Source organism: Pseudomonas sp. TE3644 (assembly GCF_056278815.1).
This window is the reverse complement of record NZ_JBWBQF010000001.1, coordinates 1,737,260-1,750,596: the sequence shown is the minus strand read 5'-3', so window position 1 is coordinate 1,750,596 and position 13,337 is coordinate 1,737,260. Positions and strand designations below refer to the sequence as shown.

Below are 13,337 nucleotides of genomic sequence, written 5' to 3'. Positions count from 1 at the left end.
AAGCCTCAATGCTCATGGGGAACGGGCCGGCCGGCCAGGGCCAGCAGCGCCATGGCGGTCAGCCCCCACTGGGCAACCGCGTTGGTGGACAGGTTGGCTTCCTGAGAGGTGCCAGCGCGCTCGTCGATGATCGACACGGGCGCGGGCTCCTTGAGGTTGCGTACGTAGGCCGGCACCAGCACGTCGTGCAGCTGGCGATCGGGCTTGGGGATGCCGCCGGAGCCGGCGGCGAACTCGCGCCAGGCGCGCTGCTGCAAGCCCGAATCCTTCAGGCGCCAGCCGGCGAAGGCAGTCAGGCGCGCGTGGCCCTGGGCCAGGTTGAGGTTGCCCAGTGGCTTGCCGAGGGCCTTGCGCACCTGATCGGCGGGGGCGTTGTACAGGCGGCAGTAGTCCAGCCAGGCGCTTTCGAAACGTGCCGAGGGCAGCACTTGCAGCAGCTCGCTGCAGATTTCTGCCAGGCCAAACACGGCGGATAAATGCGACACGGTGAGCTTGCCGCTGGTGTCGATGTCGAAGCGGCCGCTGTCCAGTTCCATCTCGCCCACGCCGGTGAAAAAGCCGTGGGGCTGGGCGGCGATGCTGTCCATGCTGTTGCGCAGGCGCTGGGCCACGGCCGGGTCGCCGGTGCGCTCCCACTCGGTCAGCCAGGCGGCGGCGATGGCGCCCCAGTCGGTGCCAAAGGAGATGCTGGCATAACCCTCGCGGGCGTCGCGCTGCTGGCCCACCTTGCGGCCCGGCACCACCTCGCGCAGGGTGCGCAAGGCTTCGACCTGGGCACGCATCAGGTCACCGACGCGCTCGTCGGCGGTGAGGTAGTACAGGAAGCGGCGGTTGGCCACGGTGGAGATGCGCAGTTGCTTGGCGCTGTCGCCCCAGTGCTGCACGTTGTGCCGCGAGCCCAGCGGGGCGAAGCGCCCGATGTGGTGCACGTCGACTTCGCCAGTGTGGCGGGTCATGGCCTCGGCCATGCGGAACACGTCGTGGCGGCCGGTGCGCAGAAAGTAGAACCACAGCCACAGGTCGGTGCTCAGCTCGGAGTTGTCCCAGGCGTAGCCGCCCACGTCGTAGCGCCACACGTGGCGGTCTTCGTCGTAGGTGTGCATCACGTCGCCGTAGTCCCAGAAGCCGTACCAGCGCCGCTGCTCCACCTCATCGCGGTAGAAATCGAAGTAGAACGCCAGTTGCGCCTCCAGCGGCTTGGCGCCCTGGGCGCTGCTGTCCAACGGCGCCCAGTCGGGGCCGAACACCCCGGCACGATGCAGGCGCGTGGGGCTGGCCACCAGCAGGGCCGGGTCCTGGATGCGCGCGGCGATGTCGACCAGCGCGGTGTTGCTGGGGGTGGCGGCGACGAATTGCAGCTCGATTTCGCTGGTGCGGGCCACGCCCAATGGCGTGCCGAAGCCGGGTTCGTAGTCCTCGTAGGTGATCTCCAAGGCTTCACGCTGACGGGTGAAATCGGTCTCGCCCAGGCCGTCGTGGTAGAAGCGCAGGTCCATGGGCGCAGCCTGCGAAGCCCACAGCCATATCGTCACTTGAGCGAGGTCGGTGTGCGCGGCGCTGATGTCCAGTTGTGCCGGGTAGCTCTGCCAGAAGTTGCGCAGGCCGAACACCACACCGCCATTGGGCGAGCCCAGGTAGCCGACGCCCGCCGCGCGCTCGCCGGTGGCGCTGTTGAGCCAGCCGTGGCCCTGGGCGGTGCGTTTGGTGATCTGGTAGCCGTCGGGGTGGGCCTGCAGCAGGCGGTAGCTGCCGAAAGCCGGGATGTACTGCAGGCGCTGGCCGACTTCGGGGGCGAATTGGGCGACCGGTGGCGTCGGCCGGCCCTCGATCTGGGCCTTGCGCACCGCTTCGCCGGGGTCGCGGCGCAGCCCGGTCAGGCCGCGTACGGCTTCGGCGAACACACCGCCGTTGGCGGTGACGAAACGCACGTGACGGTCGTGCAAGGCGGCGGTTTGCGGCGTGTCGAAGCGCAGGGCGATGCCGCTGATGAAGTCGGTGTGTTCATCGGCGTCGAACACGAAGGAATGCACCAGGCGCAGGCGCTCGCTGTTGGCGTAGGCGTACAGGCGCACGGTGAAAGGCAGCAGTTTACGGCTGCCTTCCGCCGTCTGATGGCTGCCATGCACGGCGATGACCGCGCGCACCGGGCCTTTCTGCTCGACCACCACGCGTTCGATCTGGCTGCGCAGCGCTTGCACGGCAGCGCCGGGTTGATCCGGGTCGCCCTGCACGTGCAGCAACAGGTGGCCGTTGCGCAGGGTCGGTTGGCCCTGGCGCGCTACCAAGGCCAGCAGAACATCGCCTTGGCGCGGGATTTCGCAGCGCAGCAGGCCGGTGTCCAGTATCAGGCTGTCAGCCGTTTCCGTGACCAGGTCGGCGCCAGGCGCCGGGGCCTGGCTTACCGGTTGCAGTTCGTACTGCGCCGCCAGGCGTGCCTGCGGGCCCACGGCATGCCCGGTCCATTTCAGGCTGCCGTCGGGCCAATAGGCCAGCGGCCAGCTTTGCACCGGGGTGTCATGGCCGGCCAGGACGAAATGCCGATCGGCGGGCACCAGGCCCTGGGGCCATGGGGTGCCCCAGGTCACGCCTTCGAAGCTGCGCGGGGTCGCCTGCCCCAGCCAGCCCAGGGGCGTACGCAAAGGGCCAGGTTGAGGGGCGCTGTTCGCCAGAGCCGGGCCGATGAAGGGCGCAGCGCTGGCCAGCACCGCGCTGCCGCGCATGAAGCTGCGACGGTTGAACATCAGGGAAGTCATTGCCAGTCGCCCTCAGAAGTCATAGCCCAGGGTCACGCCCAGGGTGCGCGGGTCGCCCAGCACGCCGAAGGCGCTGCCGTAGTCGCCGGCGGTCATGGTCACGTAGTAGCGTTTGTTCAGCGCGTTGTTGACCCACAGCGAGGCGTTCCAGCGACCGTCGCCGTACTTGCCGCTCAGGCCGGTGGACAGGCCCAGCAGGCCGTAGCCGGGGATGCGCGTGAAGGCCGAATCGTCCACGGTGCCAAAGGCCCAGGTGCGGTACGACCAGCGCCCGGCGGCGAAGGCCTGCAGGTTGTCCAGTGCGGTCCACTGGTAGCGGGTGTTGAGGCTGTAGGTGAGTTTTGGCGAGCGGAACACCTGCTGGCCAGTCTCGTCGCAGGTGGCTGGGGCCCCGGCGGCCAGGCTGATGGCCGGCGGGCAGGTGGCGTTCTTGAAGTCCAGGTACTTGTTGTCCAGCACCGTGGCGTTGAGGTCGATGCTCAGGCCGTCGAGGGGCTTGAGGCCCAGGGTGGTTTCCACGCCACGCGAGCGCATGGTGCCGGCGTTGATCAGGTAGCTGCTCTGGCTTTCCAGGTCGTAGGCGGTGGTCTGGAACTTGGACACCTGGGACCAGAACACGGCCGTGTCGAGGGTGACGCGGTTGTCCAGCCAGTGGCTCTTGAAGCCCAGTTCGGCGCCTTTGGTGGTTTCCGGTTCGATGTACAGGCTGCCGGTGCCGGCCTTGGCGGCGGCACCGGAGGACACGTTGAGGCCGCCGGCTTTTTCGCCGTAGGCCACGGTCAGGTAGGTCTGCACATTGGGCAACAGTTGGTAGCTGAAATTGACCATGGCGGCGGGCAGGCGGCTGTACTGGTGCAACTCGCCGGAGTCGAAGTCGCTTTTGTTGACGCGGCGGAACGAGCCGGACTTCTGGTCGTAGGTTTCCCGCGCGCCGGCCGTCACGTCGAACTTGTCGGTGAGGTGCCAGGTGCCCTGGGCCCACAGCGAGAACACCTGGTCGTTGAGCTCGCCGAAGCGCTGCACCAGCTTGTTGGTGTTGGTGGTGTTGCCGTAATAAATGGTCGGGTACACCGCCGCATAGTGGTCGTGGGCGTAGGTGTCCAGGTTCTCGCCGAAGTAGCTGGCGCCCAGGGCGTAGTCAAAGAACTCGCCGCGCGGGGAGTCGAGCCGCAAGCTCTGTGACCAGGTACGGTCGTGCACGTCGGCGCCGCTGTCGCTGTACAGCGGCACGTCAAGGTTGTCGGCGGTCTTGGGCTTGAAGCCGAAGTAGCGGAATGAGGTCACCGAACGCAGGTTGTAGCCATCACCCAGGCGCCAGTTGGCCTCGGCCGACACCCCGCCCTGCTCCACCTTGGCGCTGCTTTCATCGTCCAGCGCCACCTTGCGCCCGCCCGTGACCACGTCGGCGCCCAGGGCGCTGGCGCGGTTGCGGTAGGTGTCGACGCCGTTGATGGCGTGGGTGCTGTCGAGCACCAGCACCGGGTTATTGCTGGCTTGGTTGTAATCGGCGATCAGGCGCAGGCTGAAGTCGTCGTCAGGCTTGTACAGCAGTTGCCCGCGGAAGCCGTCCTGGATGCTGCCGCCCAGTTCATGGCCGGTCTCGATGTTTTCCACGGTGCCGCCGCGCTCGGTGTGGGACAGGTTGATGCGCCCCGCCCAGCCATCGCCCAGGGAGCCGGAGAGCATGCCCTGGGTCTGGGTGAAACCGTGGCTGCCCAGCGATTGGCGCACCGAAGCTTGAGGGGTGAAGGTGGGCTGGCGGCTGTGGATGTCGATGGCACCGCCCGTGGTGTTGTAGCCGAACAGCGTGCCTTGCGGGCCGCTGAAGACGTTGGCGCTGTCGATGTCGAGCAGGTCGTTGGACAGCATGCCGGGGCGGCTGAGGTAGACGTTGTCCAGGAACAGGCCGACGCTGCTGGGCATGCCGATGTTGATCTCGCTGCCGCCGCCATCGCCCACGCCGCGAATGGTGACGCGTGTGTCATACGAATTGACCGTGGCGATGTCCAGGCCCGAGGCAACTTGCTGCAGGTCCTGCAGACGGTAGATACGCTGCTGTTCCAGGGTCTTGCCGGACAGCGTGCGGGTGGACGCTGGGGGCTGCTGGGCGTCGACGGTGCGCGCCGCCTCGACCTTGACGGTTTGCAGTTGGGTATCGCCGGGACTGGCAACCGTCTCGTCGGCCAGGGCGCTGGCGCTACTGATCATCAGGGCCAGCAACGAGGTATAGGGGTTCAGGGCAAAGTGCTTCATGGGGTGTCCATCGAATCGTGAGGCGGTTCGGTTCAGTGAGCGGCGGCGGTCTGCGCAGGTACGCCCGGTTCGGGGGAGGTTGAAAGGGGCGGTGGCACGCTGGCCAGCCAGTCGCGTACCTGTACATCGCGGCGGATCAGGCGGGCGGCCAGGGCCGTGTCGACTGACTGCTGCAGTTGCTCGATGAACGCGCTGTCCAGCGTGGGTGACAGCAGCACCGACAGGGGCGGTGCGCCCTCGAGGTCGGCGCGCAGGATGCCTTCCGGGTAGCCGGCCTGGGTGGCCAGCAACTGCAGGTAGGCATCGCGATGTTCGGGGGCGGCCGCCCAGTGCGCGGCCTGCTGTTGCACCTCAAGGATGCGCGCCAGCCAGTCCGGGTGGTCGTGGGCCAGGCCGCCGGTGACCAGCACCAGCCCGACCAGCTCGCCAGCGCCGCCCAGGGTGCGGGTGGACAGCGGCACGGCGGCCAGGCCTTTGTCGCGCAGGGCCAGCACGTTGGCGCCGCCCCAGGTAGCGTCGATCTGCCGGGCGGCCAGGGCGGCGCTGGCGGCGACGAAGTCGAGGTTGACCACGCGCACGTCCTTCTCGGTCATGCCGGCGGTTTTCAGCGCCTGGATAAACGACAGTTGCGCGGCGGTGCCACGGAACAGGCCCACGGTCTTGCCCTTGAGGTCGGCCAGGGTCTTGACGCTGGAGCCCGGCGGCACGGCCAGGTAGTGGCTGACGCCCCGGGCGGCGGCAGCGACGATCCGCGTGTCCAGGCCGTTGGCCTTGCCGACGATGCTGGCCAGGTCGCCCAGGTAGGCCATGTCCACCTGGCCGCTGGCGAAGGATTCGTTGATCAGGGGGCCGGCGCCCTTGAAGAACATCCATTTGACCTCGACCCCATCGGCCGCGAAGGCCTGCTCCAGCAGATGCCGGCTGTGGATGACGTCCACCAGCCCGCCACCCGACGGCGTGGTGCCGGCGCCGATGTCCGGCACGGCGATGCGCAATTGCGGCTGGGCCAGGGCGTGGGCGCAGCACAGGCTGAGGGCCAGTGCGCTGAACAGGGATCGATACATGGGGGCCGAGGCTCCGTGACAAGTGAACACGGCGCCGTTAAATCATGGCCAGGTTAGTAACCGTAAATACTAAAAATCGTTGCATACCAGTGGTTTTGGCATAAGCCGTGTAGTGTCTGGCTCTTATGGATTATTCGCAAAGCGCAAAAATACTTTGATGAATATGCATTGGCCGGCGGGCCATCCATTCGCGTTTACTGGCAGCCCCCTGCGTTCCCCCTCCCCTTGCCTTGCGAACCCGCCATGACCCTGCCCCTGCTGTTGCTGCTGGCCACCGCCCATGTGTTCAACGATCTGTTCCAGGCCGTGCTGCCGTCGCTGTACCCGCGCCTGAAAAACGATTTTGCCCTCAGCTATAGCCAGATCGGTTTGATCACCCTGGCCTTCCATGCCACCGGCTGCCTGTGCCAGCCGCTGGTGGGCGCACTGGCGGATCGCTTTGCCCTGCGCTGGCTGTTGCCGCTGTCGATGCTGTGCATGGCGCTGGGCATGGGCGTGCTGGGGCTGGCCCAGGGGTTTGCGGGGCTGGCCGGTGCGGCGGCGCTGGTGGGGTTGGGGTCGTCGCTGTTTCATCCCCAGGGCTCGCGGCTGGCGCGGCAGTTGAGCAATGGCCGGCCTGGGCTGGCACAGTCGGTGTTTCAGTTGGGCGGCAACGTGGGCTCGGCGTTGGGGCCCTTGTTGCTGGCGGCGTTGCTGGTGGTGTCGTTGCCGGTCGGCGCAGCGTGGCTGGTGGCCCTGGCGTTGCTGGGCGGGGTGCTGTTGGTGGTGCTGGTGAAGGCTGTGCCGCAGGCCCCGAGCGTGGCTGGTGTGGTCGGCACGCCTGCGCAGGTGCCTCGGGCGCTGATGCTGCTGGCGGTGCTGGTGATGTCCAAGTACGTGTACCTGGCGGCCATCGCCAACTTCTACACCTTCTTCCTGATGGACCGCTTTGGCCTGAGCACGGCGCAGGCGCAGGTGCAGCTGTTTATCTTCCTGGCCGCCATTGCAGCCGGGTCGCTGATCGGCGGGCCGCTGGGTGACCGCATCGGGCGCAAGCCGGTGATTGTACTGTCGATCCTGGGGGTGTGCCCGTTCACGCTGTGGCTGCCTTATGCGTCGTTGCCGGTGACCACGCTGTTGTCGGTGGTGATCGGGGTGACGCTGGCGTCGGCGTTTGCGGCGATTCTAGTCATGGCCCAGGAGCTGCTGCCGGGGCGCACGGGGTTGGTAGCGGGGCTGTTCTTCGGGCTGACGTTTGGTATCAGCGGCATGGCGGCAGCGGGGTTGGGGATGTTGGCCGATCAGGTGGGCGTGGCGATGCTGTTTCGCCTGTGCGCGGTGCTGCCGTTGCTGGGGGTGCTGGGCCTGGCGCTGCCGGGGCGGCGTCAGTCAGCGGGCTGAAGCCAGCGCTGGAAAAACGCTTCGCTGGCCTGCACGGCCTGGGTGACGGCGGCCTGCTTTTGCGCTGCGTCGGGGCTGGTGAAGCTGTGGCCTACGCCGGGGAGGATCAGCAACTGGCTGTCGTCGCTCAGTTGGCGCGCCATGGCCTGGGACTGGCGGTGCGGGATGACCTGGTCCTGGTCGCCGTGGATCAGCAGCATGGGCGGCGAGTCGGCGTTGAGCAGGCGCAGGGGGCTGGCGCTGGCGGCGTTCTGGCTGTCGCCCAGCCAGCGGCGGGCGGCGTCGGCGGTGGCGGGCGGCAGGTCGTCCAGGGTTTGCAGGTCGAAGGCGCCGTACCAGGCGACCACGGCTTGCACCGGGGCGTTGACCGCGCTCAGCGCTGCCAGATGAGCGCCGGCCGATACGCCCCACAGCCCGGTGCGCTGGGGGTCGATGGTGAGGCGTTGGGCGTTGGCGTGCAGCCAGGTCAGGGCGGCCTGGATGTCGTCGACCGCCGCCGGGTAGGGGGCCTCGGGGCTGAGGCGGTAGTTCACCGAGGCGACCACGTAGCCCAGGTTGGCCCAGCGTTGCAGTTCGGCGGGGAAGTCGCCGAAGGCGGCGTGGGTGCGGGCATCGCCGGCTTGCCAGCCGCCGCCGTGGATGAAGAGGATCAGGGGGTGGGTGGGCTGGGGGATGTGGGGGTGGTAGAGGTCGAGGGGCATGGTGGGGGATCTGGGTTGGGGGGTTACCTTTGCATGGCTTTTGGCGAACGTCCAATGATCAAAAGGCAAGATATATGGCTTGCCTGGCATAAGGGCGATGTGGATTAGGTGACCCCACAGGCATAACTGGCCTGAAACAGATGTGGGACCGAGGGAACCTCGGGAAGCGCCGCGCGGGCGGCGCGCGATCTCAAAAGCGCTGAAAAAACCAAGACATGCACCTAGGAACCCAACACAGTCCGCGTAGCCGCTGCCGCCAGGCTGCGCTGGCCCTACGCCTCGCTGGAGATCTTCAGGGTTCACACAGGCCAGCGCAGCCTGGCGGCAGCGGCTACATGGGCAGTGGTGTTTGTTGTAGGCGCATGTCTTGGGTTTTGCAGTGTTCTTGAGATCGAGCGCCGCCCGCGCGGCGCTTCCCGAGGTTCCCTCGGTCCCACATCTGTTTCGGGCCAGTTTTGCCTGTGAGATCACTTGGTCCGCCTTGTCTGCCAGGCAGGAGAGATGAAAACATCCAAAAATCTCACCCTTCGCGCGAACCCCGCCCCCCTTTCCACGGTCTGGATATTCTTCACCTGCAATCTTTGTTTAAAAATGGACGCTAAACGCCCATTCAGACTCGACTTGCGGTTAGGCTAGAATCGTCTTTCGCTGTCCCGACCCTGGAGCCCTCCATGCCCGACCTGTTGCCCGCCTTGCGCATGGCCACCCTTTCGCTGAGCCTGAGCCTGGCTACCCACGCCGCTGCCAGCGACGAGTCGCAGCTCACCGACTCGATCAACCAGTTCCGGGGCCAGGTGCAACGCTGTGACGGCCAGGCCTCCCACGAGCTGCCGCCCCTCAACCTGGACCCGCGCCTGGTGCTGCCGGCCAGTGGCGGGGGCGATTTGCGTGATGCGATGGCGCGGGCCGGGTACCCCATGGTCAGTGTGCAGGCCATCAGCCTGTCGGGGCCGCGCGATGCCCAGGCGGCCATGGCGGCGGTGCAGGAAAGCTTCTGCAAGGTGGTGCTGGACCCGCAGTTCATCGACATCGGCGTCAGCCACCAGGGCCAGGACTGGCGCATCGTGGTAGCGCGACCGCTGCTGGCCGGCGGGTTGGGTGATGCGGCGGCCGAGGGGCAGAAACTGCTGGTGCAGATCAACAGCGCCCGCGCGCAGCCGCAGACGTGTGGGGCCAAGGCGTTCAACCCGGCGCCGCCCCTGACCTGGAATGCCACCCTGGCCGGCGCCGCCCTGGCGCACTCCCAGGACATGGCCAACCACAACTATTTCGACCACCTGGACCACGACGGCCACACCCCCGGCGATCGCGCCGAACTGGCCGGCTACAGCGCCCAGGCCTTGGGCGAGAACATCGCCGCCGGCCAGGACGCGGTGCGCAAGGTAGTGGCCGGCTGGCTGGCCAGCCCGGGGCATTGCGCCAACCTGATGAACCCGCAGTTCCGCGACCTGGGCGCGGCCTACGCCACCGACCCAAAAAGCGACGCGGGCATCTACTGGACCGGGATGTTCGGCGCCCAGCAGTAAGGCCGGTTCACACCTGGCTGACCTCCACCCAGCGCTGTTCGCGCGCCGCCACACGGATGGCGGTGGCCAGGCGCTCCACCGCCACGGCTTCGGCGAAATCGGTGCCGGACTGGCCCTGCCCGGCCAGCGCCAGGATCAGCTCATGCACTTCCAGGGTCTTGAGCTCGTTGTAGCCCAGTTGATGCCCGGGCGCCGGGCTGAACGCCGCGTAGCCAGGTAGCGCAGGGCCGGCCAGCAGGCGCTGGAAGCCGCTTTCGCCCGCGCGGCACAGCCGCAGTTCATTAAGGCGTTCCTGATCGAACGACAACGTGCCCAGGGTGCCGCTGATCTCGAAACTGAGGTGGTTCTTGTAGCCGTGCTTGAGCCAGCTGGTGCTGAAGGTGCCGCGCGCGCCGTTGGCGAAGCGCAGCAGGGCCTGGGTGTGGTCGTCGACGAGGATCGCCTTGGTCTCCTTGCTGCCCGCCAGCGCCGGACGCTGGCGATGCACGGTCTGGCTGTCGGCGCACACCGCCTGCACATCGCCCACCAGGTAGCGGGCCATGGCCAGCAAGTGGCTACCCAGATCGCCCAGCGCGCCGCCGCCATGCTGCGGCTCACAGCGCCAGGCCCACGGCGAGGCGGCGTCGGCCATGAAGTCTTCGCTGAACTCGCCCTCGAAGCTGATGATCTGGCCCAGCTCGCCACTGCTGATCATCTGCCGCGCCCACTCGATCATGGGGTTGTGCTGGTAGTTGTAGCCCACGCGCGTCACCACGCCGGCCGCCTTGGCGGCCTGATTCATTTGCTCGGCCTCCTCCAGGGTGACCGTCAGCGGCTTCTCGCAGTACACCGCCTTGCCTGCGGCCAGCGCCGCCATGGCCATGGGGAAATGCAGGTGGTTGGGGGTGGTGATGGCGACCACGTTGACTGCCGGGTCGTCGATCAGGCGTTGCCAGTCGCTGTGCGCCGTCTCGAAGCCCCACGCCCGCGCGCACTGGCTGGCGCGCTGCGGATCGGCGTCGGCCAGCGCAGCCAGGCGCAGGGTGACGGGCAGCTCGAACACCGCGCTGACATGACGAAACGCCAGGGCGTGGGCACGCCCCATGAAGCCTGTACCGATGAGACCGATGCCGAGTTCGCGCATGGGGGGGAGCCTTTTGGAGTTGTTGTTGTGGGATGCACTATTTATGGAATATAAATTCTGTTTAATCAATATCGGAATTTTTTATTTTTTACCCCTGCACATCCAATGCCATGCGCCCAAGGCTGACAACCCAAATCCAACAGGCCATGGCACGTTGCAATAGATGTGGGACCGGGCTTGCGCGTGAGGCGGGGAAGCGCCGCGCGGGCGGCGCTCGATCTCCAGAACGCCACACACCCCAAGACATGCACCTCGAAAACCCAACACAATCCGCGTAGCCGCTGCCGCCAGGCTGCGCTGGCCCTATGCCTCGCTGAAGATCTTCAGGGTTCACACGGGCCAGCGCAGCCTGGCGGCAGCGGCTACGGGATTGCGTTAGGGCCTTTGGGTGCATGTCTTGGGTTTTAGGGGCTTTCTGGAGATCGAGCGCCGCCCGCGCGGCGCTTCCCGAGGTTCCCTCGGTCCCACATCTATTGCACCGTGCCATGGCCTGTGCCATTTGGGTTGCCAGCCCTGTTTGCATGGCCTGGCACCGCAGGGGCCGCCCGCTCTGGCACAATGCTTTTGACGTCCCCCCCCTCGCGAGCCCCCCCCATGCCCCCGCTCTCCCGCCTCACCACCTTCCTCGACCAGGCCCGCCGCGCCATCAGCCTGGTCTGGAGCACCTCGCGCCCTCTGTTCATCGGGCTGGTGCTGGCCACCCTCACCGCCGGCATGCTGCCGGCCCTGGCCGCCTGGATCGGCCAGCGCATTGTCGACGCGGTGCTGGCCGCCATGCAGGTGCACGCCAGCAGCGGCCAGGCGCCGGTGTGGCCGGTGTTGCGCTATGTGCTGGCCGAGGCCGGCGTGTTGGCACTGCTGGCGGCGGCGCAGCGTGGGTTGTCGGTGCAGCAGGCGCTGCTGCGGGTGCAACTGGGGCAGAAGGTCAACCTGCTGATTCTGGAGAAGGCCCAGACGCTGTCGCTGCTGCAGTTCGAGGATTCGGACTTTTACGACAAGCTGGTGCGCGTGCGTCGTGACGCGTCCACGCGACCGCTGGGGCTGGTGACCAAGGGCCTGGGGCTGGTGCAGAACCTGATTTCGCTGGTCAGCTTTGCCGTGCTGCTGGTGCACTTCTCGCCTTGGGCGCTGGCGATTCTGGTGCTGGGGGCGCTGCCGGTGTTTTTCGCCGAGGCGCATTTTTCCGGGGACGCCTTCCGCCTGTTCAAGCGCCGCGCGCCGGAGACCCGTCAGCAGGGCTACCTGGAGGCGCTGCTGTCCCAGGAGGCCCACGCCAAGGAGGTCAAGCTGTTCGGCCTGGCACCGCTGTTGCTGCAACGCTACCGCGACAACTTCGAGCGCCTGTACAGCGAAGACCGGCGCCTGACCGTGCGCCGCGACGGCTGGGGTTTCGCCCTGGGCCTGCTGGGCACCACGGCCTTTTACCTGGCCTACGCCTGGGTGGTGCTGGACACCGTGAACGGCCAGACCACCCTGGGCCAGATGACCATGTACCTGGTGCTGTTCAAGCAGGGCCAGAGCGCCATCAGCGCCAGCCTGGGCGCCATCGCCGGGTTGTATGAGGACGGCCTGTACCTGTCCGACCTGCATGACTACCTGGCCCATCCGGTGCAGATCGCGCGCGGCACGCTCACGGCCGGGGTCAAGCCGGGTGACGGCCTGCGCTGCGAACAGTTGGGCTTCCGTTACCCCGGCGCTACCCGCGACACCCTGAGCGACATCAACCTGCACCTGGCGCCCGGCCGCAGCCTGGCGCTGGTGGGGGAAAACGGTTCGGGCAAGACCACCCTGATCAAGCTGCTGACCCGGCTGTACACGCCGCATCAAGGGCGCATCCTGCTGGACGGCAGCGACCTGCAGGACTGGGAGGAACACGCCCTGCACCAGCGCATCGGAGTGATTTTCCAGGATTACATTCGCTACCAGATGACGGTGGGCGAGAACCTGGGCGTGGGCGACGTGACTGCGTTCGGCGATTCGGGGCGCTGGCGCGACGCTGCCACCCAAGGCATCGCCGCCGACTTTATCGAGCGCCTGTCCCAAGGCTACGCCACGCAGCTGGGCCGCTGGTTTGTCGGGGGCCAGGAGCTGTCCGGCGGGCAGTGGCAGAAGGTGGCGCTGTCGCGGGCGTACATGCGCCGGGATGCCGATATCCTGATCCTCGACGAGCCTACCGCCGCCCTGGACGCCGGGGCGGAAGCGGCGGTGTTCGAGCATTTTCGCGAGTATGCGCGGGGGCGGATGACGTTGTTGATTTCCCATCGCTTCAGCAGTGTGCGCAGCGCCGATCACATCATCGTGCTGGACAGCGGGCGTGTGTTGGAGCAAGGCAACCACGATCAGCTGATGGCCGCCCACGGCCGCTATGCCGAACTGTTCGACTTGCAAGCCCAGGGCTACCGCTGACCGTAGCCGCACATTTTCTTTGTGGGAGTGGGCTCTGCCCGCGAAAAGGGGTACGCGGAGCGTCTCATGTAACGCGTGATTCTTTTCGCGGGTAGAACCCGCTCCCACAAGGGCGGCGCCTACGATAGGAA

8 protein-coding genes are annotated in these 13,337 nt (G+C 67.1%); 3 read left to right on the top strand and 5 right to left on the bottom strand.

Features of this window, described 5'->3' with window-relative positions; all coding sequences use genetic code 11:
- Positions 1-5: 5 nt before the first annotated feature.
- The 3 genes from ACZ9GA_RS07845 to ACZ9GA_RS07835 are packed head-to-tail and all read right to left on the bottom strand — an operon-like array spanning position 6 to position 6,070.
- Positions 6-2,753 carry an exo-rhamnogalacturonan lyase family protein gene (locus ACZ9GA_RS07845; protein WP_457363228.1) on the bottom strand — a complete coding sequence of 916 codons (2,748 nt, stop codon included), beginning with the start codon at positions 2,751-2,753 and terminating at the stop codon, positions 6-8.
- Between the two features lie 12 nt (positions 2,754-2,765).
- Complete coding sequence (locus tag ACZ9GA_RS07840; RefSeq protein WP_457363229.1) at positions 2,766-5,006, bottom strand: TonB-dependent receptor; 2,241 nt, start codon at positions 5,004-5,006, stop codon at positions 2,766-2,768.
- 32 nt (positions 5,007-5,038) lie between these two features.
- Positions 5,039-6,070 carry an ABC transporter substrate-binding protein gene (locus ACZ9GA_RS07835; RefSeq protein WP_457363230.1) on the bottom strand — a complete coding sequence of 344 codons (1,032 nt, stop codon included), beginning with the start codon at positions 6,068-6,070 and terminating at the stop codon, positions 5,039-5,041.
- A 243-nt stretch (positions 6,071-6,313) separates the two neighbouring features.
- On the opposite strand from ACZ9GA_RS07835, the gene ACZ9GA_RS07830 reads away from it, so the two are divergent.
- Positions 6,314-7,450: an MFS transporter gene (locus ACZ9GA_RS07830; RefSeq protein ID WP_457363231.1), complete on the top strand. Its 1,137-nt coding sequence runs from the start codon at positions 6,314-6,316 to the stop codon at positions 7,448-7,450.
- On the opposite strand, the gene ACZ9GA_RS07825 is transcribed toward ACZ9GA_RS07830, so the two are convergent.
- The gene (locus ACZ9GA_RS07825) at positions 7,435-8,151 is read right to left on the bottom strand and encodes an alpha/beta hydrolase fold domain-containing protein (protein ID WP_457363232.1); all 717 of its coding nucleotides are present in this window, start codon (positions 8,149-8,151) and stop codon (positions 7,435-7,437) included. The two genes, ACZ9GA_RS07830 and ACZ9GA_RS07825, sit on opposite strands and share 16 nt — an antisense overlap.
- Before the next feature lie 671 nt (positions 8,152-8,822).
- On the opposite strand from ACZ9GA_RS07825, the gene ACZ9GA_RS07820 reads away from it, so the two are divergent.
- Entirely contained in the window at positions 8,823-9,677 is an 855-nt protein-coding gene (locus ACZ9GA_RS07820) for a CAP domain-containing protein (protein WP_457363233.1), read from the top strand.
- Between the two features lie 7 nt (positions 9,678-9,684).
- Here the strand turns inward: ACZ9GA_RS07820 and ACZ9GA_RS07815 are convergent, their stop codons facing one another.
- Positions 9,685-10,800, bottom strand: a complete 1,116-nt coding sequence (locus ACZ9GA_RS07815; protein WP_457363234.1) for a Gfo/Idh/MocA family protein — start codon at positions 10,798-10,800, stop codon at positions 9,685-9,687.
- Positions 10,801-11,394: 594 nt separating this feature from the next.
- On the opposite strand from ACZ9GA_RS07815, the gene ACZ9GA_RS07810 reads away from it, so the two are divergent.
- On the top strand, positions 11,395-13,206 hold the full coding sequence (locus ACZ9GA_RS07810) for an ABC transporter ATP-binding protein (RefSeq protein WP_457363235.1): 1,812 nt from the start codon (positions 11,395-11,397) through the stop codon (positions 13,204-13,206).
- Positions 13,207-13,337 lie beyond the last annotated feature (131 nt).